Below are 25,876 nucleotides of genomic sequence, written 5' to 3'. Positions count from 1 at the left end.
GTCGACGTGCCCTCGGCTGTCACCGCGGGGCCACGCAGGAAGGGGGTGCAGCCCCGGCGCCGGGGGTCGGGCTCGGCCCGTTCGAGTCGCGGTCGTGGTGCAGCGAGAGGTCAGCGTGGGTAAGGCAACCGTCCGGTTCTACGAGCTGCTGTCCAAGGACGAGCAACAGGTGCCGGACATGGACATCGAACGCCTGCTCGACCTCGTGTCGAACATTCCCGACCAGGACGCCTACGTGCGGCTCGCCCGGCTGGAACTGCTCGGGAGCGTCCACACGCCACAAGGCGCCGGCCGGGCCCGGCAGTGCCCCATGATCATCGTCGACCGCATCACGCGCGACGTGCGGATGAGGATCGAGCACGGCCGCCGCTATCGCGCCCTGGAGCTCGACGAGGGCGACACCATCGCCGAGCCGACCCACGTCGGCCTGTTCGAGCGGAACGTCGTCGGCATCATGAGGCAGACCGGACAGTCACCCGGGCCGGCGTCGCTGCGGGACTTCCTCAACTCCGCGGTGTTCGACGAGGAGATGACGATCCGTCCCCTCGTCGACAGGGACGCACTTCGGGCGCTCGCCGGCGTCGGCAAGCTGACCCGGATCAACCTCGAGCTCGACGCGGACACCGCGGCGGAGGTCGGCGGACCGGCCAACTTCCTCGCCGACGCCATCAGGACCTTCAAGCAGAACCTTCCCGGCGTGTCGGTCGAGCTCGCCCTCAAGTTCTCCCCGAACGGCCCGGAGGACACCTCGGACCGGGCGCTCGGCGTGCTTCGGCAGCTGTTCACCAGGAACGCCCTGGGCAGCGCGCAACGCGCCAACATCAAGTACCGGCGGATCGAGGACGACCGGTCCGACTCGTTCGACTTCCTCGCGCAGGCGGTGGCCCAGGAGGTCGAGGTCGAGATCGACCGCGCCGGAGGAGGCCCGAGCAACGCCCGGGTGAGCGAGGCGATCAGGGAGGCCTACGACAAACAGTACGAGGACATCCTCAGCGCGCTCGACGGCACCCGAACCGACAGTCCCTCCGCGTAGTCTCTCGGCTGTGGCGGGGGCGATGGGAAAGCGGCTCGTCGAGTACCGATGGCTCGACTGGCCGTGCGCCGCGCTCCTCACGAGCGGCCACGTCGCGCTCGCGTGGTCGACGGGCCGGTTCGACGTGCTCCGCACCACCGGCTTCACCAACCGGCTCAGCCTGTACACGGACATGATCGCCGTCACCGGTCTGCTGTTCGGTTTCACCGCGACGGCGCTGGCGAGCTACCTCGCCTTCTCCGGGCCGCGGATCACCCAGTTCCGGGCCTACGCGGGCGACCAGGTCCATGCCCAGTGGATGTCGGCGCTCGGTGGTCTCGCCACTGCACTCGGCATCTTGATCCTGTGCAAGGTGTTCGACCGCGACGGCACGTCGGCCGCCGGCATGCGGTGGATCGCAGAGGGGACGCTGATCTTCGCGTCCGGCCGCCTGATCCGTCTGATCTGGGTGTTCCGGCAGCTCATCGGCATCGCCACCAAGCCCGCCGCGGAGCGCGGCCAGCGCAGCGAGCCCGTGGCGTTGAAGGACCCGCCATTGGTCGCGCAGACACAGGGCTAACCCGGCCTCGATCGGTGGTCACGGGACCGGATGACGCAGCCCCGCCGAGGACTCGTGGTCGAATGGAGTCATGGGCGACAAGCGCGTGCGGGCCGAACCCGAGCAGCTGCCGGCGCCGGCGGCTCTGTTGGCCGCGCCCGGGTACGTCGCCCGGCGGCTGCACCACGCCTACACCGCCGCGTGGGTGCGCTACGTCGACCCGCTCCTGACCGGCCCGCAGTTCGCCGTGCTCACCGCGGTCGACGCGTACCCCGGCGTCGAGCAGGGGTCGCTGGCCCGGGCCGTCGCCCTCGACCGGTCGACGATGGCCAGCATCGTGCGACGACTCGAGGACCGCGGGCTCATCGTCCGCGTGACCCCGCCGGAGGACGGCCGCAAGCGGTTGCTGCACCTCACCGACGAGGGCACCACCTCGCTGCGCGAAGCCGACAAGCGTGCCCGCGACCTCGACGAGCTGCTCATGCGCGACATCGGCAAGTCCGCCGAGGCTGCGCTGCTGACCAGGCTCAACGGCATCGCGGAGCATTGGGAGTCCCTCGTCGACGACTGACCCGCCCCTCCCCCGCGAAGCGGCGCTTCTCCTCGTCCGAACCCCACATCCCGGTCTACCGGGATGTGCCACTCGGTCGACCGGGACTGCCGACCCGCGGGTTTCTGACGCGTTACAGGTTGCCGAACCCCTTGCGTTCCGGGATCGTCAGTGTTCGGATTATCTCCGACGGGCGGTGCGACGCGAGCCCTGAGCGGCCGGATCCCGGCGGCCCACCGTCCAGTGTGGATCAACATTGGGAGGGCACGTGGCCAGCCAGTCGTTCACCGTCACCGTCGTCGGTGGTGGGCTCGGAGGTCTCACCACCGCGCTCGCGCTCCGGCGGCGGGGGCTGCGCACCGTCGTCCTCGAGCAGGCGAACCAGCTCGGCGAGGTCGGCGCCGGCATCCAGACCGCCCCGAACGCGAGCCGGATCCTCTTCGGCCTCGGCCTGCGCAGGCAGATGGAGGCGATCCGCACCGAGCCGACCGACCAGGTCCGGCGCCGCTGGCAGGACGGCAGCATCATCGCGTCGCTCCCGCTGGCGGACCGCGTGAAAAGCGAGTACGGCGCCCCGTACTGGCACTACCACCGCGCCGACCTGCACAAGGTCCTGCTCGACGCCTGCACCGATCCGGACGGCCCCGGCCCGGTCACCGAGGTGCACACCGCCTCCGGCGTCGCCGAGATCGACCGCACCGACCCCACCCGGCCGGTGGCGATCACGGCGGACGGCCGCCGGTTCACCGGCGACGTCCTGATCGGTGCCGACGGGATCCGGTCGAGGGTCCGCGACGCCGCAGGCTTCGACGACACGCTCGTCTTCTCCGGGGAGATGTGCTATCGCGCGCTGATCCCCGGGGACAAGATCGCCGCCGACCCCGCGACCCGTTTCCTGCTGGATCGCTTCCACTCCACGCTCTGGTACGGGCCGGACCGGCACCTCGTGCATTACCTCATCCGCGGCGGGGAATACCTCAACGTGGTCGCGGTCGTGCCGAACACGCTGGACACCACCGACGCCTGGACCGTCCCCGCCACCGCCGACGAGCTCGTCGACGCCTTCCCCGGCTGGGACGACCGGGTGGCCTCGATGCTCTCCAAGGCCGAGGGCGACGCGTCGAAGTGGGCGCTGTTCCGCCGCCGCCGCGACCCGGTCTGGGTCGACGGCCGGGTGGCCCTGCTGGGCGACGCCTGCCACGCGATGCTCCCCTACCAGGCCCAGGGCGCCTCCCAGGCCATGGAGGACGCCGCGGTCCTGGCCGAGGAGCTCGGCGCCGTGACCCGCGACGGCATCGACGGCGCGCTGATCCGCTACGTCTCCCGGCGGGCGACCCACGCCGGGATGGTCCAGGACGCGTCACTCGAGAACATGCGCTTCTACCACCTGCCCGACGGCCCGGAGCAGCAGGAACGCGACGCGCTCCTGCGCGACTTCCGGGGCGAGTCCGACGTCTCCTACGACTGGCTCTGGGGCGGTTCGCCGCTGAACGACCCGGACACCGAGTCCCACTCCTACCCGTTCGCACGCTGAGTCGAGAACCGGAGCAGATCATGCGTACAGGCGACCAGGTCGTCCAGGACCTCCCGTGGAAGTGGGGGGTGCAGGGCCGGATCTTCGTCATCGGCGGTCTCGGGTACATGTTCGACGCCTGGGACGTCTCCCTCAACGGCTTCCTCACCCCGCTGCTCGGCACCGAGTTCGGGCTCTCCACCGGCCAGCGCGGCCTCGTCGCGACGGCCAACCTGATCGGCATGGCGGTCGGCGCGATCGCCTGGGGCACCATCGCGGACCGGATGGGCCGCAAGAAGGCCTTCTCGATCACCCTGATGATCTTCGCGCTGTTCTCCGTGCTGGGCGCGCTGTCGCCGAGCTGGGAGGTCTTCCTCGTGCTGCGCTTCCTGGCCGGCGTCGGCCTGGGCGGCTGCATCCCGGTGGACTATGCGATCGTCAGCGAGTTCTCGCCACGCAAGCAGCGCGGCCGGGTGCTCGCCGCGATGGACGGCTGGTGGCCGATCGGCACCACGCTCGCCGGTGTCACCGCCACGTTCCTCGTGCCGGTCACCGGCAACTGGCGCTGGATGCTCGCGCTGATGGTGCTGCCCGCGATCCTGCTGTTCTGGATCCGCCGCGGCGTGCCGGAGTCGCCGATCTACCTCGCCCGCACCGGGCGCGAGGCCGAGGCCCGGGCCGTCATCGACGACATGGTGGCGCGGACCGGCGCCACGCCCGAGCCCTACGAGATCCCTGCCGTGGTGCCCGAGGCCGCCGCGTCGCGGAAGAAGGGCCTTTCCGCCGCCGTCGACCAACTCCGGCTGGTCTGGGCGTTCAACCCGAAGGTCACCGGTGTGGCCTGGGCGCTGTTCATCTCGGTGATGGTCGTCTACTACGCCGCCCTGTCCTGGATGCCGTCGATCCTGCGGGCGCAGGGCATGGGCGAGGTCGCCGCGTTCGGCTCCACGACCGTGATGAACGCGGTCGGCATCCTCGGCGTCCTCACCTCCGTGATGCTGGTCGAGATCGTCGGCCGGAAGTGGGTCATCGGCATCGCGGCCCCGCTCGCCGCGCTGTCCCTGCTGGTCTTCTCCCTGGTCCTGGGCTCGCCGACGGCGGCCATCGTGATGATCGCGGTCTTCGGGTTCTTCGCCCTCGTGGTGATCCCGGTGATGTACGCCTACGTCTCGGAGCTCTACCCGACCGAGCTGCGCGCCAGCGGCTTCGGCTGGGCCTCGTCGATGAGCCGCGCGGTCACCGGTTTCGTGCCGCTGATCTTCGGCAGCCTGCTCTGGCCGGTCCTGGGCCTGCCGCTGACGTTCGCCCTGATGGGCGTGGTCGTGCTCGGCGCGGTGCTCTACATGGCGCTCGCCGCGCCGGAGACCAAGGGCCGCGAGCTCGACCGGATCGTCGGGTCCGAGGACGTCACGGGCGCCGAGGCGCCGACCACCCAGCCGGCCCGCTCGGCGTGAAGCCCGCCGCCTTCACCTACCACCGCGCCCGCACCACGGCGGGCGCGGTGGGGCTCCTCACCGAGCTGGGCGACGACGCGAAGGTCATCGCCGGTGGCCAGAGCCTGGTCGCGATGATGAACTTCCGCCTCGCCCGGCCCGAGCACCTGGTCGACATCACGCACGTCGAGGGGCTCGCCGGGATCCGCCGCGACGGTGACGCGCTGCACCTCGGGGCGCTGGTCACGCACCGCGCGGTCGAGAAGGCGGACCTCGGGGACTTCGCGGTGCTGTCCCGCGCGATGCGATGGGTGGGCCACCTGCCCATCCGCACCCGCGGGACGGTCGGCGGGAGCATCGCCCACGCCGACGCGACGGCCGAGTGGTGCCTGCTCGCCGTCCTGCTCGACGCCCGGATCCTCGCGGAGAGCCCGTCCGGGGTCCGCGAGATCCGGGCGGTCGACTTCTTCCAGGGCCCCTTCACCACCGCCCTGGAGCCCGACGAACTGATCGTCGAGATCGTCTTCCCGCGCCCGGCGCCCCGCGCCGCGTTGACCGAGTACGCCGACCGGCGCGGGGACTTCGCGCTGGTCGCCGCGGCCGTCGACCTGGACACGGACCGGGTCGTGCTCGGCGGTGTCGCGCCCACGCCGGTGCTGGTCGAGGGCGCCGGGACGGCCGCGGAGATCGCGGGCGCCCTGGAGCTGCGGGACGAGCCGGGGATCAGCGCGCACTACCGCCGTGGCCTGGTCCGCACGCTGGTCGAGCGGGCCCGAGAGGAGGCTTCCCGTGGCTGAGCCACCCCGGCGAACCCCCCACCTCCGGCGCGACGGCACCTGGGTCGGGGCGTCGGTCCCGCGCCGCGAGGACCCGCGGCTGCTGGCCGGTCGCGGCCGGTTCGTCGACGACATCGTCCTTCCCGGGATGCTGCACGCCCAGTTCGTGCGCAGCACCGAGGCGCACGCGGAGATCGTGTCCGTCGACCTCTCCGAGGTCCGGGCCGTGCCGGGCGTGGTGGCCGCCTACAGCGCCACCGATCTGCACCTGCGCGATGTCACCGCGCTGCTCGACCGCCCGCCGCACGAGTTCGTGCCCACCGCGATGCCGGTGCTGGCCCGCGACCGGGTGCGCTACGTCGGCGAGCCGGTGGCGATCGTCGTCGCCCGCGATCCCTACGCCGTGGAGGACGGGGTCGAGGCCGCGATCGTGGAGTATGCGCCGCTGCAGCCCGTCGTCTCGGACACCGCGGCGCTCGCCGAGGGCGCTCCCCTGGTGCACGCCGAGGCCCCGCGGAACACGCTGGTCGACGTCTCGCTGTTCGCCACCGAAGGCATCGACACGATCTTCGACGAGGCCCACACGGTCGTCGAGGTGCATACCAAGACGGGACGGCAGAACGCGCTCCCGCTGGAGACCCGCGGCGTCGTCGCCGACTGGGACGACCGGGACGAGCAGCTGCGCGTGCAGACCTGTTCCCAGGTCCCGCACCAGGTCCGGACCGTGCTGGCGCAGTGCGTCGGGCTGGACGAGAAGCAGGTCCGGGTCACCGTGCCGGACATGGGCGGCGGGTTCGGGCAGAAGTGCGTGGTCGGGCGCGAGGAGATCGCCGCGGCCGCGGTCGCGCTGCGGCTCCGCAAGCCCGTGAAGTGGATCGAGGACCGGCGCGACGCGCTGACCGCGGCCTTCCTCGCCCGCGAGCAGCGCTACGCCGTCAGGGCCGCCTTCTCCGCCGAGGGGGAGTTCCTGGCGCTCGACGCCGACGTCGTCTGCGACATGGGCGCCTACTCCTGCTACCCGTTCACGGCCGGGATCGAGCCGTTGATGGCCTCGGCCGAGATGCCGGGCGTCTACAAGCTCCCCGCGTACCGGGTGCGCGGGCGGGCGGTCACCACGAACAAGGCGCCGACCGCGCCGTACCGCGGGGTGAGCCGGCCGCAGTACGTGATGGTCGTCGAGCGGGTCTTCGAGAAGGCCGCCCGCGCGCTCGGGATCGACGCCGTGGAGCTGCGGCGCCGCAACGTGATCACCGTGTTCCCCTACAAGGGCGTCAACAACATCACCTACGACCCGGGGTCCTACCTGGAGTCGCTCGACCTGTGCGAGCAGACCCTGCGCGACGAGGGCTGGTTCTCTCGTCGCTCCGAGGAGAATCGGGTGATCGGCATCGGCTTCTCCTGCTTCTCGGAGCGCACCGGCTACGGCTCGGGGGCGTTCGCGCAGCGGAGGATGCAGGTCGTGCCCGGCTTCGACATCTCCGAGATCCGGATGGACCTCGACGGCACGGTCTCGGTGACCACCGGCACGCTCTCCCACGGGCAGAGCCACGAGACGACGATGGCGCAGATCGTCGCGGACCGGCTGGGACTCCCGTACGACCGGGTCAAGATCGTGCAGGGCGACACGGACCGGATCACCTACGGCTGGGGCTCGTTCGCCTCGCGCTCGATCACCATCGGCGGCAGCGCGGTGGCGGCGGCATCGGTGAAGCTCGGCGACCAGCTGCGGGAGATCGCGGCGCACCTCCTGGAGGCCGACGTCGACTCGGCCGAGCTCGACGGGGCGGGCGGCGTCCGCGTCGGCGACCGGTCGCTGTCCTTCGCCGACATCGCCGACGTCGCCTACCTGAAGGCGCACCTGCTGCCCAAGGGTGTCGGGCCGGGCCTCTCGGCCACCGCGAGCTTCGACGTCGGCGGCGACGGGACCTTCTCCAACGCCACCCACGGCGTGGTCGTCGAGCTGGATCCGGGCACGGGCGGCGTCGAGATCCTTCGGTACGTCTGCGTCGAGGACTGCGGCGTGGCGATCCACCCGCAGGTCGTCGAGGGGCAGGCCCGCGGCGGGATCGCGCAGGGCATCGCCGGGGCGCTGTTCGAGCAGGTCACCTACGACGACGCCGGCCAGCCGCTCGCGCCGAGCTTCATGGAGTACAAGGTCCCGACGGCCGCGGAGATCCCGGACGTCCGGATCGAGCACCTCGAGACGCCCTGCGCGTTCACCGAGAGCGGCGCCAAGGGCGCCGGCGAGGGCGGCACGATCGGGGCGCCCGCCGCGGTCCTCAACGCGGTGAACGACGCGTTGCGGCACACCGGGGTCGAGCTCGACGACACCCCGGTCCCGCGGGAAGCGATCTTCAGGGCATTGGAGAAGGCATGATCCAGCTGATCGAGCTGACCGTGAACGGCGAGCGGCACGATCTCGCGATCGAGCCCCGCCGCACGCTCGTGGACGTGCTGCGCCACGACCTGGGCCTGACCGGCACGCACGTCGGGTGCGAGCACGGGATCTGCGGCGCCTGCACCGTGCTCGTCGACGGCGCACCGGCCCGGGCCTGCCTGCTGTTCGCCGCGCAGGTCGAGGGCTCGGAGATCCGGACGGTGGAGTCGCTCGCGGAGCCGGACGGGACGTTGAACGACCTCCAACAGTGCTTCTCCGAGCACCACGGGCTGCAGTGCGGCTTCTGCACGCCCGGGATGCTCATGCTCGCCGAGGGCTACCTCGCCGAGGAGCCGGAGGCCACGAAGGAGGAGATCCGCGAGGTCGTGGCCTCCAACCTGTGCCGCTGCACCGGATATCAGACCATCGTCGAGGCGATCGACGACTGCGCCTCGCGCCGGCGCGCCGCCTTCCAGGACCAGCTCGACAGGAGCACCGCATGAGCCTGCACGGATCCGAGACCGATGCGACCTACGACCGGGCGGGCTTCGGCTCGCCGGTTCGGCGCGGGGAGCGCCCGGCCATCGTGGTCGTCGACCTGACGAAGGGGTTCACCGACCCCGCCTACCCGACCGGCGCGGACCTGACCGAGGTCGTCGCGGCGACGTCGCAGCTGGTCGCGGCCGCGGGCCCGGCCGGCGTGCCGGTCGTCTACACGACGATCGGGTACACCCGCGCCGAGCTGGACACCGTGGTCTGGCTGGACAAGGCACCCGGGATGCGGGCGCTCGCGATCGGGTCCGAGGCCGTCGAGATCGACGACCGGCTGCCGTTCACCGACGCCGACCACCTGATCGTGAAGAAGGGCGCCTCGGGGTTCTTCGGGACCGGGCTGGCTTCGCTGCTCGCGTCGACGGGGGCGGACACGGTGATCGTCTGCGGGGCCACCACCAGCGGGTGCGTGCGCGCCACCGTGGTCGACGCGCTGCAGTGCGGCTATCCCGTGCTCGTCCCGCGGGAGTGCGTGGGCGACCGGGCCGACGGGCCGGCCGAGGCGAACCTGTTCGACATCCAGGCCAAGTACGGGGACGTGATCTCACTGGCCGACGCGATCGCCTACGTGGGGGGCGTCAAATGAGCACCCGCTGCGTCCGGCAGGACGCGCTCGCCGACCTGGCCGACATCCCCGCCACGTCGCGGTGGGTGCGGAACGGGGACGTGCGCCTGCACGTCCTCGACTACGGCGGCTCGGGCGTGCCGCTGGTCGTCCTGCCCGGGATCACCAGCCCGGCGATCACGATGGACTTCGTGGCCCGCGAGCTGCGGGACCTGGTGCGGCCCGTCGTCGTCGACGTCCGGGGGCGCGGGCTGTCGGACTCCGGCGAGACCTACTCCCTGCAGGACTACGCCTCCGACACGCTCGCGGTTCTCGACGGGCTCCCCGGGATCGGCACGGACCCGCTCCTGCTCGGGCACTCGATGGGGGCGCGGATCGCCGCGGTCGCCGCGACCCTGCGGCCGCTGCGGGGCACGGTCCTGGTGGACCCGCCGATGAGCGGGCCCGGCCGTGGGCCGTACCCGACCACCCTGGCGGCGTTCCTCGGCCAGCTCGCCGAGGCGCAGCGCGGCACCGACGCGGACGAGGTCGCCCGGGCGTGGCCGAGGTGGCCGCGCCGGGAGCAGGAGCTGCGGGCGCGCTGGCTCTCGAGCTGCGACCCCGAGGCGATCCGGGCCACCCACGAGGGCTTCGAGGCCGAGGACTTCTTCGACACCTGGCCGTCGGTCCCGACCCCGGCGACGCTGCTGTACGGCGCGGACTCCCCCGTCGTCACGGTGGAAGGCGCCGAGGAGGCGGCCAAGACCAATCCCGGTGCGTCGATGACCGAGATCCCCGACGCCGGCCACATGGTGTTCTGGGACAACCCGCCCGCAGCCCTGTCGCTGCTCCGGGAGTGCCTCGGCGCCATGACCTGACTCGCGAGTCGGGGTCCTGTCGCTCTCCTCCCCGGTGGACTCGGGCGTCGCGCGCCACTGCTCGTCAGGTTCCGTTCGCCCGGCCCCAGCCCGATCGAGCCGGACCACCACGGAGAAGACGTCGTAGAGCATCTCGGGCTCGCCGACGTCGAGGCCGAGCGCGCTCCGGTCAGCCGGCGAGCAGCCGTCCCGCGTTCGGAACGACCGGCGGGAGGCCCAGCTCCTGCAGGATCCGGTAAGTCGTGGCGGTGGCCGCGGAGAGCACCGGGATGCCCACCTCGTCCTCGACCGGCTGGATCGACGGCAGCGAGGGCATCTGCACGCACGCGCTGAGCACCAGGGCGTCGGCGCGGGCGAGGTCCAGCTGCTGGTAGTGCTTCCGCAGGTCGGCGGGGTCGAGGCGGGCGACGGCGAGGTTGTCCGGCACCTCCAGCGACAGCGAGTCCACGACCTCGACGCCGGCGTCGGTCAGGTACTCGACCACCGCCTGGGTCAGCGGCTTCATGTAGGGGGTGATGATCGCGACCCGCTTCGCGTCCAGCGCGGCGATGCCGTCGAGCAGGGCGCCCGCAGAGGAGATCACGGGCGCCTGCGCGCCCTCCGCCCGCAGCGCCGCGGTGATCGCGTCCTCCGCGGTGCAGTGGTAGCCGGGACCCTGGGCCATGATCGCCACCAGGCAGGCCGTGGCGACGACGTCCGGGCGGGCGTCGGCCAGCTCGGTCGCCGCCCGCTCGGCCTGCGCGTTCATGGCACGCAACTGCTCCGGGGTCACGTGCTGCATCCGGGCCCGCGCGGCGTGGAACACGAACCGGTTCTCCGGATCGGCCTCCTCGCGGGCGCGCAGCATCCGTGGGAGCTCGGTCTCCATCGTGAGGTTCGAGCTCGGCACGATCATGCCGATGTGGTGGTCGTGCATCAGCGCTTCTCCACCGGCTTCATCTCGGGGACGGTGAGCTCGCCGGCGTCGACGATCAGCTCGTCATCGAGGTAGAGGCTGTTGCCCCGCATCGGGATGTCGAAATGACACGCGGTGTCATTCGGCCCACCCAGCTCGTTGTTCGGCCCGATCGAGAACATCACGTTGCCGTAGAAACTGCGCAACTCCATCCCCATCCCACCACCGAACTGGGTCAACCCATGCCAGTGCGCCCGCTCATCCAGACCCCACCCGACATGCGACATCCCGTACCCACGCGGATCGTCGAAGGACTCGATGTAGGAACGCAGCAGATCCGCATCCAACCCGCTGGAACCCGCACCCCCACGGATATCCCGGATGAACCCCTGCTCGATGGTGATCTCCACCGGGGTCTGCACATAGGTGTTGAACGGCAACAACACATCCCCCGGCGCAAGGACGATCTTCCCGTCCACCCCGTCGTCCGCGCCACCGGTGAACACGAACGCCGCCGGCCAGTGATCCCACCGCCCCGGCTGATCGGTGTAGCCGTACTCCGACAGCGTCGGATACACCCCCAACCGGTAGGTGACATCGGTGCCGTGCGGGCTGGTGATCCGCATCGTCTGCGCCTTCGCCAGCAACTCCGCCCCGATCTCCACCCGCTCCCGCAACGCCCGGGTCGGCATCAACCGGGCCAACAACGGCGCCGGCTCCACCGCGGTCAGGATCCGCGTCCCGGCGGCCTGGATCTCGAACTGCTCCGGGGAGAACAACAGGAACGTGCAGTCCACCACCATGTCCACACTCTTGAGCGCCTCCACCGCCAGCCGGTTCCCCGCCAACCCCGAGTCACCCACCGCCCACCCCCCCGACGCGCTCGCCGGCGCCGGCAACCGCAGGTGGAAACCCTGCGCCCCCAGCTTCTGGACCGCCCACAGGAACGCATCGGCATACTCCCCGCGCTCCGCGCCGCGGGTCAGCACCGCCACCGTCTCGCCCTCGTGCACCCCGGAAAGGGTCAGCTGCTGCAGGCAGATGTCGTTGAACAGGTTCTGGTCCATGGCTCCTCCGGCCTCGACTCCAGATAGTCCGAACACTGACGATCGCGCAGTGCGCGGCGGACGTCAAGCGGTGGCGTGTGACGAATGTGCGAAGCGGGCCCCTGGAGCCGCCGGTAGGCCGCTGCGCACGGTGCTCGCACCGCCGTCGCGAACTCGGCTCGGACGGCCGAGGTGTACGGCGCCTCGTGACCGGAAGCCCGACACGGGTCAGTAGACCGTGTTCTCCAGGTCGACGCCCGCGGTCTGCAGCTTGCGGTAGAGCGTCGTCCTGGAGATGCCGAGCAGGCTGGCGGCCTCCTTCTTGTTGCCCCGGGTCTCCGCCAGCGCCTCCAGGATCGCGTGCACCTCGGCGCGCTCGAACCGGGTCAGAGTGGCTCGGGTCGCGGCGCGGCGCAGGTCGTTGGGTACGGCGGCGAGACCGATACGCGGGCCGTCGGGGGCAGCGGCCACGATCCGGGACACCGCTGCCCGGAGGTCGCGGACGTTGCCCGGCCAGGACAGCCGGGCCAGCAGCTGCACGACCTCGGGCGCCACGGCGGCCGGTGCAGCGAACGCGGCGACGAGGGCGGCGAGGTCCCCGCGCCGGTCCCGCAGCGGGGGCATCCACGCCGTCTCCTGCTCGACGCCGGGGAGCAGCGGCGCGTCCGGCCCGGTCGCTGTGACCGCGCACCACCATCCCCGGCCGCCGGCAGTGGCCAGCAGGGCGGCGAGGGTGCGCATCGCGGTCGCCGACAACAACTCGACGTGCCTGATGACGATCGCCCCGGGCCGGCCGCCGAGCACGGAGCCCAGCCCCGCCAGCCACGACGCCTCCCCGTCCTGTACCGCCGCGGCCGCGTCGGCCTCGTGCGGGTCGGCACCGTGCCGGGCGCGGCCGGCCGCCACGGCAAGGGCCCGCTTGCCCGTGCCCGGTTCACCGCAGAGCACGAGGACGCTGCCCGGCGCGACGGCGCCCGCTCTCTGCAGCACCTCGGCGAACACCGGATCGCGACCGACGAGGGTGCGCCGCAGCCGGTGCAGCGTGTCGTCGTCGGCGGAGGGCCTGCCCGGCAGCGGGTCCCGCTCGTAGGCCGAGGGACGGAGCTCGATCAACGCGCCGACCAGCTCACCGCCGTCGTGCAGCGGGGTGGTGCGCGTGCACGCCACCCTGCCGTCGGTGAGTGCCAGCTCGCCCCACACGGGTCCGTCGCCCGCGCGAGCCGCGTCGTCCCAGAGGATCGCCTGGTCCACGCCTTCGAGGAGGCGGGCGGCGCGTGGGTTGGCGATGACGACGCGCTCGTTGATCACGACGACGCCCCCGTGACCCGGTCTGCTCGCCTGGAGGAACTGCGCCAGGAGCGCGCGTTCCCGGCGGGACTGCTGCTCGAGCAGCCTGCTCTCGATGGCGCGTGCCGTCTGCTCGGCGACGAGGGTGACCAACCGGTTGTCCCGATCCGCCGCGCAGGTGACGTCGAGCACGCCGACGCAGCGCTGACGCAGCGGATCGATGATCGGCACTCCCACGCAGGTGAACGCGACCAGGTCGGACGAGTAGTGCTCGTAGCCGTCGATCCGCGTGGTGCGGCCCAGCTCGATGGCAGTACCGACGCCGTTCGTGCCGGTCGCGTCCTCCCCGAACACGAACCCGGGCCCGACGTTGCGGGCATCGAGCAGCCGCACCAGCGCCGTCTCCTTGGCCAGCCGGTCGAGGATGCGGCCCTCGGCGTCGCTGAGCAGGAAGCTGACCTGCAGGTCGCCGAGGCGCTCGACAACGGAGTCGAGGACGGGCCTCGCCGCGCGCAGCAGCGGCGACTCGCGGTCGACCTCGGGGCGGTACGGAGGGACCAGACCGTCCACGGGCACCGACCAGCTGAGGCACCGGCGCCACGACGAGACCACCTCGGCACGGACCCGCGCGGGTCCCTCGCCGGAGCTGAGAAAGCGCTCCCGTTCATGAGCGAGCTGTCGCTCGAGCATCTCTGCCATGCGAACCCCGTCGTTCATCGGCTCCGTCCAGCATCCTCCCGGACCGAGATGATCCCGTGTTCACATCTGGAACACGCGACGAGGACCGCTCCCCGTTCACCGGCGTGACCTGCACGAGGCGGCCGCGCGAGCGAGGGTGCGCGGGAGGCGTGGCGCCGGCGCGTTCCCCGGCCCCGGCTCGACGGTGACCAGGACCCGAACGGCCGGCCACGGGCCCGTGTCCACAATCGGGACGCGGATGAGGCCCGTCGCGGTGCGACGGTCCGTGTCATGGACATCACATCGCCCGGGGCGGATCCGGGTCACCTGAGCCTGGACCCGTCTACCGGGACGTCGACCGCCGGCGGGCATCGGTGCACCGCCTGAAGAACATCGCAGCGGACCACCACGCCCTCCTGTTCCCCGTGCACCACGAGACGGGGATCCAGCACCTCGACGGCGACGAGACGCCCGCGGCCATCGAGTTCTCGCCCGCTCACCTCTATGCCTGGAAGGGACACCCATGAGCACACCCACCAGCGACGAGCTCGACGTCCTCGTCGTCGGGGCCGGGTTCGCCGGCCTCTACCAGCTCGACCGGCTACGCAACCTCGGCTACTCCGTCACCGTCTTCGAGGCCGGCTCGGACCTCGGCGGGGTCTGGTACTGGAACTGCTATCCGGGCGCCCGCGTCGACACGTGGGCCCCGCTCTACCAGTTCTCCCGCGAGGACCTCTGGCGTGACTTCGACTTCACCGAGCTCTACCCCGGCTGGGACGAGGTCCGCCGGTACTTCCGGCACGTGGACCGCAAGCTGGACCTCAGCAAGGACATCCGATTCAGCACCCGCGTCATCGGTGCCGAGTTCGACGAGGAACGCCGGCAGTGGGAGGTGCGTGCCCGCGACGAGCGCACCGGCGAGACCTCGTCGGTGCGGGCCCGCTACCTCGTGCTCTGCACCGGGTTCGGGTCGAAGCCCTACGTGCCCGACATCCCCGGCCTCGACACCTTCGCCGGCGAGTGCCACCACACCGCCCGGTGGCCACAGGGCGGCCTCGACGTCACCGGCAAGCGCGTCGGGGTGATCGGCACCGGTGCGAGCGGGGTGCAGGTGATCCAGGAGTCCGCGCCCGACGCCGCCCACCTGACGGTGTTCCAGCGCACCCCGAACCTGGCCCTGCCGATGCGTCAGCAGCAGCTCGACGCGGCGGCCAACCGGGCCATGAAGGAGAGCTATCCGGAGCGGTTCGCGATGCGCGCGACGACCTTCGCCGGGTTCGACTACGACTTCCAGGACAAGGGCGCCCTGGAGGTCTCGGACGAGGAGCGCACCGCGGTCTACGAGAAGCTGTGGGAGACCGGCGGCTTCGTGTCCTGGCTCGGGACGTTCAACGACATCTTCTTCGACGCCGAGGCCAACGCGACCGCCTACGCGTTCTGGCGGGACAAGGTGCGGGCGCGCATCACCGACCCGGCCACGGCCGAGAAGCTGGCCCCGACGGTGGCGCAGCACCCCTTCGGGGTCAAGCGCCTCTCTCGAGCAGCGCTACTACGAGGTCTACAACCAGGACAACGTGGACCTGGTCGACCTCCAGGACACGCCGATCGAGCGAGTGACGGCGACCGGGGTGGTGACCGCGGACGGCCGCGAGCACGCGCTCGACGTGCTCGTCCTGGCCACCGGCTTCGACGCGGTCACCGGCGGGATCACGGCCATCGACATCCGCAGCACGAAGGGCGAGTCGTTCGCCGACGTCTTCGCGGCCGGGACACGCACCCACCTCGGGACGGCGACGGCGGGCTTCCCGAACCTGCTCTACGTGTACGGGCCGCAGAGCCCCTCGGCCTTCTGCAACGGTCCTACCTGCGCGGAGCTGCAGGGCGACTGGGTCGTCCAATGCCTGGAACACATGCGGGAGAACGGGTTGACCCGGATCGAGGCGACCCCGGAAGCCGAGGAGGCGTGGGGTGAGCACGTCGCCGAGCTGACCGCGGACACGCTGTTCCCGTTCGCGAAATCCTGGTACATGGGCGACAACGTGCCGGGTAAGAAGCGTGAGCTGCTCGCCTACCCCGGCGGGCTGCCGACCTACCTGCAGAAGTGCGCGGAGGCGGCCGAGCGCGGATACGAGGGGTTCGCGCTGGCCTGAGGGTGATGCGGCTTCCGGCCGCATTCCCGGGCCGGCGCCCGCTCCACGCGGGTGGGCGCCGGCTCCTCGGCCTCGGGCGGCCCCGCGCCCACCCGGGGCGACGGCGGCGATCCTGGCAGGGCCGGCGGTCGACAGCACCGGCATCTCGACCGAGTCGGGCGACACCGGTACCAGCCCGGGCACCACGGTGACGGGCTTCCCGCCGGGCCAGATCACGAACGGCTCGATCCACACCGCCGACGCCACCGCCGGCGCGGTAGGTGCACGCGCAAGCCCCCGCTGCCCACGGCCCCGATGGCGCCGCGCATCGACGAGTCGAACCGGCCGGCGATCAGGGACGCGTCGACGAAATCGGTGACCCGCACCGTCCACGCCCGCCACTGCCGCAGCAACAGATGGCCGGCACGGGGCAGCTCGACACGGCCGATCCGGGCACCGACCCGGCGCGCGCGCACCGCGAACCGGTAGGACATCACCGGATCGGTGTGCCGGTCGCGAACGCCGTGGACGACGAGTACCGCCCGGCCCGTCAGCTGCCCCACGGGATCCGCCTCCTCCAACCAGGGAGCAAGGAGTACGACACCGGCCACCCGCGCATCACCGGCAACGTGGACCGCCACCCGGCCGCCGAGCGAATGGCCGACCAGCCCGACGGGAACGGGCCCGTACCGCCGCCGCACCTCGGCCAGCGCCCACCGCGCATCGGCCACCGGGTCGGCGCGCTCGCCGTTCCACCCCCGGTAGCGGTAGCGCAGCACGTGCACGGCGAGGCCGTGCCGCCGCCCCCGCCCCACGAACCGGGCCGCCAGAGGCCAGAGGAACGCCTCGGCCGACCACAGGTGCCGCCGCCGGCTCTCGGCCTCCCCGCCGGGCAGGACCAGCACGACCGCACGCACCGAGCGCGCCCCGCAGCGGCGGCTGAGCTTCGGCACGCGCAGGTCCCTCCGCACCCCGCCAGTCTGCCCCGATGCTCCGAGCGCCTTGCCGGGCGACTGCCTGTCGCGCCAGGTCGCGATCATGGGTGTCCCGTCAGAGGGGATCGGGATCGCGGCGAAGCCCGTCTCGCACCCAGCCGAGCATCCCCACCTCTGGCACCGTGACACCGGCCCGAGCAGTCCGAGGAAAGGACACATCGTGACCAAGGAGATTTTCGTTGCCTTCGGCATCGACGTCGATGCGGTCGGAGGCTGGCTCGGCTCCTACGGGGGTGAGGACTCTCCCGGTGACATCTCCCGGGGCATGTTCGCCGGTGAGGTCGGCGTCCCGCGGCTCAACAACCTGTTGGCCCGCTACGACCTGCCGTCGACGTGGTTCTGGCCGGGCCATTCGGTCGAGACGTTCCCCGAGCAGTTCGAACAGGTCGTCGCCGCCGGCCACGAGATCGGTCTGCACGGCTACAGCCACGAGAATCCGATCGCGATGAGCCGCGAGCAGGAGGCCGACATCCTCGACTACTGCATCGACCTCATCACGAAGCGGATCGGCAAGCGTCCGACCGGCTACGTCGCCCCGTGGTGGGAGTTCTCCCGGGTCACCAACGAGCTGCTGATCGAGCGCGGCATCACCTACGACCACTCGCTGATGCACCGCGACTTCGAGCCGTACTACGTGCGCGTCGGCGACAGCTGGACCAGCATCGACTACGACAAGCCGGCCCGTGAGTGGATGAAACCGCTGGTACGCGGCCAGGAGACCGACCTCGTGGAGATCCCCGCGAGCTGGTACCTCGACGATCTGCCGCCGATGATGTTCATCAAGGCCAGCCCGAACAGCCACGGCTTCGTGAACCCACGCCACATCGAGGAGATGTGGCGCGACCAGTTCGACTGGGTCTACCGGGAGAACGACTACGCGGTCTTCACCTTCACCATCCACCCCGACGTCTCGGGGCGCCCGCAGGTGCTGCTGATGCTGGAGCGGCTGATCGAGCACATCTCGGGACACAAGGGCGTGCGCTGGTCGACGTTCGACGACATCGCGCAGGACTTCCTGAAGCGCCGCCCGCGGACGGCCTCCTGATGTGCGGTGCGTGCGGCGGTGCGCCGCCGGACCCCGCCGGGCCGCGCGTGGCCGGCCCGCACCGGCGCGCCGCCGTCGCGCGCACCTTCACGGCGGCGAGCGACGGGCTCGCGGTGCGTACGGTGCCCGGCGGCTGGACCGCCGCGACGCGATCGGGCCGCACGACGGTCTGCCGGACACTCGACGGCCTGGTGGCCGCGGTGCTGCCGCACGTGGCCACCGACTCGACGGCCGCGTTGCAGGCGCTCGCGGCGCGTGTGGCGGGTCCCCGGGAGGAGTCCCTCGACGCCGCGCGAGCGGCCGTCCACGCCCTCGAACAGGCGCTGGCGGCTCGGCCCCCGGCGAACGGCGGCCGGACGGGTAGCGCGGCGCCGTTCGACGGCCGCACGTCGGGGTCACGCACCGCGACCCCTTTCAGCAGATAGCGGTACCGCGCCGGCGCGCGGCCTGCTCGCCTGCGGGATCGTCGACGGCTGCGTCCGACGTTCTCGGTGACCGAGGGAGCGGGATCACGAGCTTCCCGACGATCCGTGCTCACCGTCCGGGACCGGGGTAGCGGCGGGGCCGCTGCCGGCGCGGGCCTCGCTCACCGGTCGGCACGGGGACGGCCGCGCCGCGGCGCGTGTTCGGCAGGGACCGAACGCAGCGGTCCCGGGCCCTGCGCGTCCCTGCGCCGTGTGCGGGAACCGCGGCGCTCCGCGCGTCCCGCCCGGTGCTCGTCCGGTTCGTCGTCCTCGCCCGCGGCGTCCTCGTCGGCCCCCTCCTCGTCGGCGCCGGCCGACTCCGGCTCGGCTGGTGCGGTGCGAGCCCGGCGAGCGCGGTGCCCCCGCTCTCCGCGGCGCCGTCGAGCCGATCCGCGACATCGTCGACCCGCGAGACGGCCCGGTCGACCCCCGCCCCCAGCACCCGCCGGCCGGCCTCACTCATCGCCTTGCGGGCGGCCTCTCCCGCCGGATCGGTGGGAACCCCTCGGCCGGCTCGCCGGGCACCCGCGGTGGCACGAGTCGCGGTGCGCGTCATGGCGTCAGCCATCAGGTCACGTCCCTTCCGCTCGACCGACCCCGAGGAGCCGTCGCATCCGTAGGCATCGGCGTGTTCTCCGAGCGTCGGCCACGCCGTACCTCCGGGGTACCGCTACTCGCACAGCGCAACCGGGCATCCCCCACTCGGGAGCAGGTGCGTCGGCTCGCGTTCGGGTCCGCGGGCACGGCCCGCAGGAAACGAATCGGCCGAGCATGCCCTGGTCGCCTCGGCTCCTGGGTCCCCTTTCACCGCTTCCTGCTCGCCGAGGGCGTCACGGATCTGCACCGGGGTCGCGTCGGCAGCGTCGGCTGCCCGGGGTGCGACGGCCCGAGTGCCGCAGCGCTCACGCCGACACGATGGTCCCGGTCCCGCCGGTGCTCATCCGGCTACCTACCGCCGGGAGCTGATGGTGTCGACGTCGGCTCGCAGCTGCGCGAACCTGGCCAGGGCACGGCCGAGCTCGTCCTGCTTCGTCGTGCTCTGTTCCGTCGTGGGGCGTTCCTGGTCGGGGCAGGTGAGCGCGACGATCAGGACCGCCCCGGCGTTCGTCTCCGTCTCGAGCTGGTCGGCGAGCGCGGGGAAGCCGAGATTGCGGATCCGGGTCTCGATCGCGGCGAGCCGCACCCGGGCCGCAGCCAGGTCACGGTCATGGTCGGCGGCGATCGCGGCTCGCTGGTCGGCCTGGGCGTCGCGATGGGCACGGATCAGGGCCTTCACACCGGTCGGTGTCGGAAGTGTGGCGGACATTTTCGTGCGCCTCCTGGAGGGGTCAGGAACAGCGTCACCCGAATCAGGCCACGGAGCCGGGAGACACGCCCTAGAACAGGCGCGCCGGCTACGCGCAGCGCCAGGTCGCCCGCCCCTTCGAGCCGGCGGGGCGCCCTCCGGGGCGAGGCGGCGCATCGCGACACACCCACGGTGCCGCCGCTACCTGGCCCGGCGCGGGATCGGGGTGCGGATCGCGCGGCGCGGGATCGAGCACTCTACTCGCCTTGGGCGGGTCCGCTGGGTCGTCGAGCGCACGATGTCCTGGCTGCTGGATTTCCGGCGCCTGGCGCTGCGCTACGACCGCTGCGAGTCCACCATCACGGCGTTGCTGTCGCTGGCCGGCGCCCTGATCTGTCACCGCCGCCTCGCCCAGCACCGCCCGCGACCGTCGTGACGGCGCTTCCGGCGCCGCTTTCGCCGCGCTCTATGACAGGGAGGTGAGCGGCCGCCAGGCCAGCCACTCCAGGGCCCGATCGGCCTCGTCGAGGTCGAAGCGGTGCGGGTCGAACTGTCCGCCGGCCCACTCGAGGCGCTCGTCATGCTCGGGATGCGACGGGTCGGCCGCCACGGCCTGGAACTCCTCGTAGCCCCAGGGGCCCCCGACGTCCTCCGGCAGGCAGGCCCCCTGCCCGGACACACACCGCGGATAGCGCACACCCGGCTCCGGCGAGACGATCTTCTCCACGGTGAGCTGGTGGGTCCAGTTGTCGCCGAAGTCGTACAGGTAGCCGAACCGGTCACCGGGCTTGACCAGGCGGAACAGCTTGCCCTTGGCCTCGTCGGTGACCTGCTGGCCGTCCCAGTCCGGGTCCGGGACCCCGTAGCGGCGCCCGCCGATCTCGAACTCGTGCAGATGCGAGTTGGTCCAGCCCATCGCCGACTGCACCACCTCATGCAGCACGGCCAGGTTCACCTCGCCCGGGACCTGCACGCGGCGCCGGACCGGCGGCTGGACCTCCTCCAACACGATCTCGAACTCGAAGATCTTCGTCTTCGCAGTCACGCGAGGCGCGGGCATGCGCCGATGCTGTCAGCTCCGTCAGCGGCGGCAGGCCCGGGCCCACCACTTCTGAAACGACGTCTAAACACGGCCTAGGGCCGCAGCCTGGTCGCTGGGCAGCGGCGTCCGTGGGGGTCGCTCGGTGGGCATGCGGTGGTCCTTCCGCGGGATCGGGAGAGAGTGCTGTTTCCGCGTCGTGGGTTGCCGGGTTCGGTACGCCAATCCGGCGCGTGAGAGGGTGCGCCGGCTCGTGCAGATCGCCGATGTTGCCGCCGTTGGCAGGCTGACCGGCGTGAGTGGGGATTTCTGCCATAAGGGCGTCGCGCTGAGCGTCCAGGCCGGCGCCGGACTCCACCTGTTCTCCGGTACTCACCCGGACATACCTGGCGCTCCCGCACCAGGAGTTTGACGGCCATCGGATGCTGCAACAAGCGCCTGGGCTGGCTGGCCACCTGGGTGTTCTGCGACCTCAACGGGGTGACGTTGAGCCCAAGTCAGGACGAGGCCACCTGGGCGGCGGTGAGGGCCGGTCAGTTGACCGGGGCGTTGTCCTCCCGGCGCAGGGTGGTCGGGGCCTCGTCGAGCTGGCCGGCCAGGCGGTTGAGCTCTTCGGTGCGGCGATTCCCGGTAGGCCGTGCACGGCCAGCACGCCGAGGAGGCTTGGGCGCCCGTGGGGGACCGGCCGGTGGCGGCTATGCCCGGCTGCCCGCCCGGCCTCCTGAGGGGCGGGGGCACCGGGACCCAGCCGCTGGGACGAGCTCCCCGACAACGTGGTCGACATGCTGCGCACCCACGCCGGCCGCGCTTCCACCAGCCCGTGGTCGGCGACATCGAGATCGCTTACGAGACGATGCCGCTTCCTGCCGATCCCGGGGCTCGACGTGGCCGTGTACGTCGAGCCCGGAAGCTCCTCCGCGGATGTCCTCACCCTGCTCGCGAGTTGGACGGCCACCCTCGACAGCGAGTACCCGGCCGCGCAGGACGATCAGCGTTCCCACTGAGCCGCTCACAGGGGCGGTGGCCACGCGGCCACCGCCCCCCAGGGTGGCGCGTTCGCTCAGGACCCGGTCGCGACTGGTGGCACGTAGAAGGAGACCTTGCGGAGCTGCTCGATCGTCCGCCAGGTGTTCGACTGGCCTGCGAACAACCGAACGATGTCTCCCGGCCCGATGACGATTGTCTCGCCGGTGCTGTGGAAGGTGACTTGGGCCTTGCCCTCGATCACCACGAAGATCTCGTCGGTCGACGTGCCCTCGATCTGCCCCGTCTCCGCTCCCCAGACGTCGACCGCCGTGCCGGTGGCGAAGCTGTCCAAGAACCGGGCTCCCGTGCGAATCGTCGTCGTCTCGTCCTTCGGCGCCCACTCGAGCTCGGCCGTGAGGGCGTTTCCCAGAAGCTGACTCGCAATTCTCCCTATAGATGTACAGGTTTCATTCGGAAGCTTCGGGCGAAACATTGTTAGTATTGACTGACACTCAGCCTTTGCCAGGCTAACGGAGGGGCAGGTCAGTGCATGTTCGGCGTGGCGTGACCACGAATGAGTGAAGCTCCTGGTAGACGGGCGATTGCCTAGATCAATCCGTCCAACAGGAGCCTCACGTGCTGTGCCATGTCATCTCTCCTCGACGGCGGGCAGACATATAAACGTTTCTAGGAATTGAAGCGAGGTGCCGACGGCGCGCCAAGGGGCGCCGTGTTTCCATCAGGTGACCGCAGCCGGCGTGACCAGCCGCCGGAGAGGCCTCCAGCACCGAGGCCGCGCACGAAGTTGACCCGCACGAACACCGAGGTACGCCTAGAAGAGGTGGTTCTTGCCGCCGAAGACCTCGCTGACCGAGTCGTCGGTGAAGATCCGGCGGATGGAGTCGGCGAGCAGCGGGGCGCAGGATACGACGTCGATCGTCGACGGCGCGCCCGGGCGGAGCGGGATGGTGTCGGTGACGACGATCCGCTCGAACGGCGAGGCCGCGAGGTTCTCGTAGGCCCGGCCGCTGAACACCGGGTGCGTCGCCGCGGCGAACACCCGCCGCGCACCGGCCCGGGACACCGCCTCCCCCGCGGCGCGCAACGTGCCCGCGGTGTCGATGATGTCGTCGACGATGATCGCGGTCTTCCCTCGCACGTCCCCGATCACGTGCCCGATCTCGGCCACCTGCTGGGCGGGTCGCTCCTTGTCCAGGATCGCGAGCCCGGCGCCCATCCGGGTCGCGAACTGCTTGTTCAGCTTGACCCGGCCCGCGTCCGGCGCGACCACCACAAGATCGTCGTCCAGGCCGGCGAAGTGGTCGGCAAGCATCATCAGCGCGGTCATGTGGTCGACGGGTATTCCGAAGAACCCCTGCAGCTGCCCCGCATGCAGGTCCATGGTCAACACCCGGTCCACGCCGACCGCCTCGAGCGTGCGCGCGACCATCCGCGCCGAGATCGGCTCCCGCGGGGCGGACTTCTTGTCCTGCCGCGAATAGCCGTACCAGGGGGTCACCGCGATCACCCGGTGGGCGCTCGCCCCGACCGCCGCGTCCACCATGACCAGCAGCTCGAGCAGCGCGTCGTTGGCGTTGACCCCGGCGGCCGGGTTGGCGCACATGGGTTGGACGAGGAAGACGTCCGCACCGCGGATCGACTCGTCGAACCGGCAGTACATCTCGTCGTTGGAGAAGGTCTTGAGCGTGATCGGGCCGAGGTCGACACCGAGCTGGCGGGCGATCTCCTCGGCCAGGACGGGATTCGCCCGACCGGAGAACAGCATCAGCCGCTTGTCGTAGCCCCGCTGTAGCGACGCCGTCATGGATCCACCCTTTCGTGGAGGTAGTGGAAGAACTGCGGTGGATCAGCCCGTGGGCGCGCCCTGGGCGATCGCGTCGTCGATCGCCCGGGCGTGCGGCATGCCGGCCCGTGCCCCGACCGCGCCGACCGACAGCGAGGCCGCCGCCACGCCGCGGGCCGCGGCGTCGGGGACCGCGGCTCCGGCGGCCAGCGCGGCTGCGAGCACCCCGTTGAAGGTGTCGCCCGCGCCCGTGGTGTCCCGGACCGTGGCGGGCGGGGCGGGCAGGGGCGTCGCCTGCCGCTCGGGGTCGATGACCAGCACGCCGTCGCCGCCGAGGGTCACCACGACAGGCGCGCCCGTCCGGTCGGCCACCGCGGCCGCCATCTCCGGCACGGTCGTCCTCTCCGGATCGATCGCACCGGTCTCGAGCAGCGCGTACAGGTCCCGCAGCTCCGACCGGTTGGGGGTGACGACCGGGCCGAGCCCGAGCAGGTCCACCAGCCCGGGGGTCACCGGCGCCGGGTTGAGCACGCACGCCAGCCCGTGCGCCACCGCGGTCTCCACCGCTGCGGCCACCGCGTCCGACGGAATCTCGGTGCTGACCAGCACACAGCCCGCCCACTCCGCCGAGCGCGCCACGGCCTTGCGCACCGCCGCCGGGTCCACGGCCGCGTTCGCCCCGGCCCCCACGGCGATCTGGTTCTCCCCCTGCACGTCGACGACGATCAGGGCGACGCCGGTGGCGACACCCTCGAGCACCGCCACGTCGGTGACGTCGATCCCCTCCGCGCGCAGCTCCGCCAGGGCACCGGCCCCGGTGTCGTCCGCACCCACCGCGCCGCAGTAGCGGACCTCGGCGCCGGCCCGGGCCGCGGCGACCGCCGCGTTCGCGCCCTTCCCGCCTCCATGCCGCTCGACGCCTGGACCGACCACGGTCTCCCCCGGCCCCGGCAGCCGGTCGGCCTGCACCACCAGGTCGACGTTGACCGCGCCGACCACCACCACCCGCGGCGTCATGCGACCACCGACGGCGGACACACAGAGTCCCGCACCTGGACAGTGGCCGGGAAGCTCGCCGATCGCGCCGGACTCGTCGTTCTCCAGCAGGTCGAACAGAACCGACGCCGCCCGGAAGCCCATGTCGTACGCGGGCTGACGCACGGTGGTCAACCGCGGCGTGAGCAAGGCCGAGACCGGGAGATCGTCGAAGCCGACGACGCTCACGTCCTCCGGCACCCGGAGCCCCACCTCGCGGCAATGCTCCATCGCCCCGATCGCCATCAAGTCGTTCATGCAGATCAGCGCAGTCGGCCGTGGCTCGGCGGCCAGGGCCTTCGCCGCGAGCTCGCGCCCGGACGCCTGCCGGTAGTCACCGGCGAACACGTGCACCGAGTCCGGGTCGAGCCCGGCCCCGGCGAACGCCTCCCGGTACCCGGCCAACCGTTGCTGGGCCGTCCACAGGCTGGGCGGCCCGCCGATGACCGCGACCCTGCGGTGCCCGTGCTCCATGACGTGGGCCGCGACTTCCCGGGCCCCCTTGCGGGCCTGGCACACCACTGCAGGCAGGACCATCCCGGGGATCTGCTCGTCGACCAGCACGACCGGCCCGGAGCGGGCCAGCTCGTAGATCGACGCCGGCATGGACCCGGTCCCGGACAGGTAGATCACGCCGTCGATGCGCTGGCTGCGCAGGAGCTCGGCCTGATTCTCTTCCGGCTTCTCGGTGGCGTCCGGCACGACCAGAACCACCAGGACGTCCCGTGCCGAGGCGGCCCGCTGCACACCTTCGGTGACCATCGCGAAGAACTGGTTGGTCAGCTCGGGCACGATCATCCCGATGGTGCAGACGCTGCGCCGCTTAAGGTTGCGTGCGGACTCGTTCGGTGAGTACTCCAGGACGCGCACGGCGTCGAGCACCCGGTCGCGCCGCTCCGGGGCGACCGGGCCGGAGTCGTTCAGCACGTAGCTCACCGTGCTCACGGACACCCGGGCGTGCTCGGCGACGTCCTTCATGGTGGGCCGTTTGCGCCTGCGGGCGGGCTGTGTCAC

25 protein-coding genes and 1 pseudogene are annotated in these 25,876 nt (G+C 71.7%); 17 read left to right on the top strand and 9 right to left on the bottom strand.

The annotated features are described in order from the left end of the window. Positions 1–115 precede the first annotated feature (115 nt). The 10 genes from WBK50_RS04355 to WBK50_RS04310 all read left to right on the top strand — a co-directional run bounded on the left by WBK50_RS04355 (position 116) and on the right by WBK50_RS04310 (position 10,194). Positions 116–1,033, top strand: coding sequence for a hypothetical protein (locus WBK50_RS04355; protein ID WP_341334351.1), 918 nt, complete (start codon positions 116–118; stop codon positions 1,031–1,033). Positions 1,034–1,055: 22 nt separating this feature from the next. Beyond that, positions 1,056–1,592: a hypothetical protein gene (locus WBK50_RS04350; RefSeq protein WP_341334350.1), complete on the top strand. Its 537-nt coding sequence runs from the start codon at positions 1,056–1,058 to the stop codon at positions 1,590–1,592. 70 nt (positions 1,593–1,662) lie between these two features. Continuing rightward, positions 1,663–2,142: a MarR family winged helix-turn-helix transcriptional regulator gene (locus tag WBK50_RS04345; protein ID WP_341334349.1), complete on the top strand. Its 480-nt coding sequence runs from the start codon at positions 1,663–1,665 to the stop codon at positions 2,140–2,142. 247 nt (positions 2,143–2,389) lie between these two features. Next, positions 2,390–3,655, top strand: a complete 1,266-nt coding sequence (locus tag WBK50_RS04340) for an FAD-dependent monooxygenase (protein WP_341334348.1) — start codon at positions 2,390–2,392, stop codon at positions 3,653–3,655. Between the two features lie 20 nt (positions 3,656–3,675). Further along, a complete protein-coding gene (locus WBK50_RS04335; RefSeq protein ID WP_341334347.1) occupies positions 3,676–5,088 on the top strand; it encodes an MFS transporter in 1,413 nt (470 codons plus the stop codon). After that, complete coding sequence (locus tag WBK50_RS04330) at positions 5,085–5,864, top strand: FAD binding domain-containing protein (protein ID WP_341334346.1); 780 nt, start codon at positions 5,085–5,087, stop codon at positions 5,862–5,864. The genes WBK50_RS04335 and WBK50_RS04330 overlap by 4 nt, the downstream gene beginning before the upstream one ends. Next, the gene (locus tag WBK50_RS04325) at positions 5,857–8,220 is read left to right on the top strand and encodes a xanthine dehydrogenase family protein molybdopterin-binding subunit (RefSeq protein ID WP_341334345.1); all 2,364 of its coding nucleotides are present in this window, start codon (positions 5,857–5,859) and stop codon (positions 8,218–8,220) included. Before WBK50_RS04330 ends, WBK50_RS04325 begins: the two co-directional genes overlap by 8 nt. After that, a complete protein-coding gene (locus WBK50_RS04320) occupies positions 8,217–8,723 on the top strand; it encodes a (2Fe-2S)-binding protein (protein ID WP_341334344.1) in 507 nt (168 codons plus the stop codon). The genes WBK50_RS04325 and WBK50_RS04320 overlap by 4 nt, the downstream gene beginning before the upstream one ends. Further along, on the top strand, positions 8,720–9,358 hold the full coding sequence (locus tag WBK50_RS04315; RefSeq protein WP_341334343.1) for an isochorismatase family protein: 639 nt from the start codon (positions 8,720–8,722) through the stop codon (positions 9,356–9,358). The genes WBK50_RS04320 and WBK50_RS04315 overlap by 4 nt, the downstream gene beginning before the upstream one ends. After that, the gene (locus tag WBK50_RS04310; RefSeq protein WP_341334342.1) at positions 9,355–10,194 is read left to right on the top strand and encodes an alpha/beta fold hydrolase; all 840 of its coding nucleotides are present in this window, start codon (positions 9,355–9,357) and stop codon (positions 10,192–10,194) included. The genes WBK50_RS04315 and WBK50_RS04310 overlap by 4 nt, the downstream gene beginning before the upstream one ends. Before the next feature lie 169 nt (positions 10,195–10,363). On the opposite strand, the gene WBK50_RS04305 is transcribed toward WBK50_RS04310, so the two are convergent. The 3 genes from WBK50_RS04305 to WBK50_RS04295 all read right to left on the bottom strand — a co-directional run bounded on the left by WBK50_RS04305 (position 10,364) and on the right by WBK50_RS04295 (position 14,121). Then, entirely contained in the window at positions 10,364–11,110 is a 747-nt protein-coding gene (locus WBK50_RS04305) for a maleate cis-trans isomerase family protein (protein WP_341334341.1), read from the bottom strand. Continuing rightward, positions 11,110–12,156: a leucyl aminopeptidase gene (locus WBK50_RS04300; RefSeq protein ID WP_341334340.1), complete on the bottom strand. Its 1,047-nt coding sequence runs from the start codon at positions 12,154–12,156 to the stop codon at positions 11,110–11,112. The genes WBK50_RS04305 and WBK50_RS04300 overlap by 1 nt, the downstream gene beginning before the upstream one ends. Before the next feature lie 207 nt (positions 12,157–12,363). Then, entirely contained in the window at positions 12,364–14,121 is a 1,758-nt protein-coding gene (locus WBK50_RS04295; RefSeq protein ID WP_341334339.1) for a sigma-54-dependent Fis family transcriptional regulator, read from the bottom strand. 353 nt (positions 14,122–14,474) lie between these two features. Between WBK50_RS04295 and WBK50_RS04290 the strand changes: the two genes are divergently transcribed. The 3 genes from WBK50_RS04290 to WBK50_RS04280 are packed head-to-tail and all read left to right on the top strand — an operon-like array spanning position 14,475 to position 16,250. Further along, positions 14,475–14,627 (top strand): hypothetical protein, encoded by a 153-nt coding sequence (locus tag WBK50_RS04290; protein WP_341334338.1) that lies wholly within the window; start codon positions 14,475–14,477, stop codon positions 14,625–14,627. Further along, positions 14,624–16,072: a flavin-containing monooxygenase gene (locus WBK50_RS04285; protein ID WP_341334337.1), complete on the top strand. Its 1,449-nt coding sequence runs from the start codon at positions 14,624–14,626 to the stop codon at positions 16,070–16,072. The genes WBK50_RS04290 and WBK50_RS04285 overlap by 4 nt, the downstream gene beginning before the upstream one ends. Continuing rightward, complete coding sequence (locus WBK50_RS04280) at positions 16,026–16,250, top strand: hypothetical protein (RefSeq protein WP_341334336.1); 225 nt, start codon at positions 16,026–16,028, stop codon at positions 16,248–16,250. The genes WBK50_RS04285 and WBK50_RS04280 overlap by 47 nt, the downstream gene beginning before the upstream one ends. Before the next feature lie 212 nt (positions 16,251–16,462). Here WBK50_RS04280 and WBK50_RS04275 read toward each other — a convergent pair whose 3' ends face one another. Beyond that, positions 16,463–17,182: an alpha/beta hydrolase gene (locus WBK50_RS04275; protein ID WP_341334335.1), complete on the bottom strand. Its 720-nt coding sequence runs from the start codon at positions 17,180–17,182 to the stop codon at positions 16,463–16,465. 202 nt (positions 17,183–17,384) lie between these two features. On the opposite strand from WBK50_RS04275, the gene WBK50_RS04270 reads away from it, so the two are divergent. Both WBK50_RS04270 and WBK50_RS04265 read left to right on the top strand, forming a co-directional pair. Beyond that, positions 17,385–18,269 carry a polysaccharide deacetylase family protein gene (locus WBK50_RS04270; RefSeq protein WP_341334334.1) on the top strand — a complete coding sequence of 295 codons (885 nt, stop codon included), beginning with the start codon at positions 17,385–17,387 and terminating at the stop codon, positions 18,267–18,269. Next, positions 18,269–18,694, top strand: coding sequence for a hypothetical protein (locus tag WBK50_RS04265; RefSeq protein ID WP_341334333.1), 426 nt, complete (start codon positions 18,269–18,271; stop codon positions 18,692–18,694). Before WBK50_RS04270 ends, WBK50_RS04265 begins: the two co-directional genes overlap by 1 nt. Before the next feature lie 988 nt (positions 18,695–19,682). Here WBK50_RS04265 and WBK50_RS04260 read toward each other — a convergent pair. After that, entirely contained in the window at positions 19,683–20,039 is a 357-nt protein-coding gene (locus WBK50_RS04260) for a hypothetical protein (protein ID WP_341334332.1), read from the bottom strand. Positions 20,040–20,148: 109 nt separating this feature from the next. On the opposite strand from WBK50_RS04260, the pseudogene WBK50_RS04255 reads away from it, so the two are divergent. Continuing rightward, positions 20,149–20,454: pseudogene (locus tag WBK50_RS04255) on the top strand (transposase); the annotation flags it as partial. A gap of 30 nt (positions 20,455–20,484) precedes the next feature. On the opposite strand, the gene WBK50_RS04250 reads toward WBK50_RS04255, so the two are convergent. Further along, on the bottom strand, positions 20,485–21,078 hold the full coding sequence (locus WBK50_RS04250; protein ID WP_341334331.1) for a plasmid pRiA4b ORF-3 family protein: 594 nt from the start codon (positions 21,076–21,078) through the stop codon (positions 20,485–20,487). Between the two features lie 761 nt (positions 21,079–21,839). Here WBK50_RS04250 and WBK50_RS04245 point away from each other — a divergent pair. After that, positions 21,840–22,061 carry a hypothetical protein gene (locus WBK50_RS04245; RefSeq protein ID WP_341334330.1) on the top strand — a complete coding sequence of 74 codons (222 nt, stop codon included), beginning with the start codon at positions 21,840–21,842 and terminating at the stop codon, positions 22,059–22,061. Positions 22,062–22,117: 56 nt separating this feature from the next. On the opposite strand, the gene WBK50_RS04240 is transcribed toward WBK50_RS04245, so the two are convergent. The 3 genes from WBK50_RS04240 to WBK50_RS04230 all read right to left on the bottom strand — a co-directional run bounded on the left by WBK50_RS04240 (position 22,118) and on the right by WBK50_RS04230 (position 25,876). Continuing rightward, positions 22,118–22,375 (bottom strand): cupin domain-containing protein, encoded by a 258-nt coding sequence (locus WBK50_RS04240; protein WP_341334329.1) that lies wholly within the window; start codon positions 22,373–22,375, stop codon positions 22,118–22,120. Positions 22,376–22,855: 480 nt separating this feature from the next. Further along, entirely contained in the window at positions 22,856–23,848 is a 993-nt protein-coding gene (locus WBK50_RS04235) for a ribose-phosphate diphosphokinase (protein ID WP_341334328.1), read from the bottom strand. Positions 23,849–23,890: 42 nt separating this feature from the next. Continuing rightward, on the bottom strand, positions 23,891–25,876 hold the full coding sequence (locus WBK50_RS04230; protein WP_341334327.1) for a PfkB family carbohydrate kinase: 1,986 nt from the start codon (positions 25,874–25,876) through the stop codon (positions 23,891–23,893).

The sequence above is a fragment of the Pseudonocardia sp. T1-2H genome (assembly GCF_038039215.1).
GTDB lineage: Bacteria > Actinomycetota > Actinomycetes > Mycobacteriales > Pseudonocardiaceae > Pseudonocardia.
This window is presented reverse-complemented; position numbering and strand designations above follow the sequence as displayed.

Coding starts and splice junctions, on each gene's coding strand:
- WBK50_RS04350 (WP_341334350.1), top strand. CDS start 1,056: ATGGGAAAGCGGCTCGTCGAGTACCGATGGCTCGACTGGCCGTGCGCC.
- WBK50_RS04345 (WP_341334349.1), top strand. CDS start 1,663: ATGGGCGACAAGCGCGTGCGGGCCGAACCCGAGCAGCTGCCGGCGCCG.
- WBK50_RS04335 (WP_341334347.1), top strand. CDS start 3,676: ATGCGTACAGGCGACCAGGTCGTCCAGGACCTCCCGTGGAAGTGGGGG.
- WBK50_RS04320 (WP_341334344.1), top strand. CDS start 8,217: ATGATCCAGCTGATCGAGCTGACCGTGAACGGCGAGCGGCACGATCTC.
- WBK50_RS04315 (WP_341334343.1), top strand. CDS start 8,720: ATGAGCCTGCACGGATCCGAGACCGATGCGACCTACGACCGGGCGGGC.
- WBK50_RS04310 (WP_341334342.1), top strand. CDS start 9,355: ATGAGCACCCGCTGCGTCCGGCAGGACGCGCTCGCCGACCTGGCCGAC.
- WBK50_RS04305 (WP_341334341.1), bottom strand. CDS start 11,110: ATGCACGACCACCACATCGGCATGATCGTGCCGAGCTCGAACCTCACG.
- WBK50_RS04300 (WP_341334340.1), bottom strand. CDS start 12,156: ATGGACCAGAACCTGTTCAACGACATCTGCCTGCAGCAGCTGACCCTT.
- WBK50_RS04295 (WP_341334339.1), bottom strand. CDS start 14,121: ATGGCAGAGATGCTCGAGCGACAGCTCGCTCATGAACGGGAGCGCTTT.
- WBK50_RS04285 (WP_341334337.1), top strand. CDS start 14,624: ATGAGCACACCCACCAGCGACGAGCTCGACGTCCTCGTCGTCGGGGCC.
- WBK50_RS04265 (WP_341334333.1), top strand. CDS start 18,269: ATGTGCGGTGCGTGCGGCGGTGCGCCGCCGGACCCCGCCGGGCCGCGC.
- WBK50_RS04260 (WP_341334332.1), bottom strand. CDS start 20,039: ATGTCCGCCACACTTCCGACACCGACCGGTGTGAAGGCCCTGATCCGT.
- WBK50_RS04250 (WP_341334331.1), bottom strand. CDS start 21,078: ATGCCCGCGCCTCGCGTGACTGCGAAGACGAAGATCTTCGAGTTCGAG.
- WBK50_RS04245 (WP_341334330.1), top strand. CDS start 21,840: ATGCTGCGCACCCACGCCGGCCGCGCTTCCACCAGCCCGTGGTCGGCG.
- WBK50_RS04235 (WP_341334328.1), bottom strand. CDS start 23,848: ATGACGGCGTCGCTACAGCGGGGCTACGACAAGCGGCTGATGCTGTTC.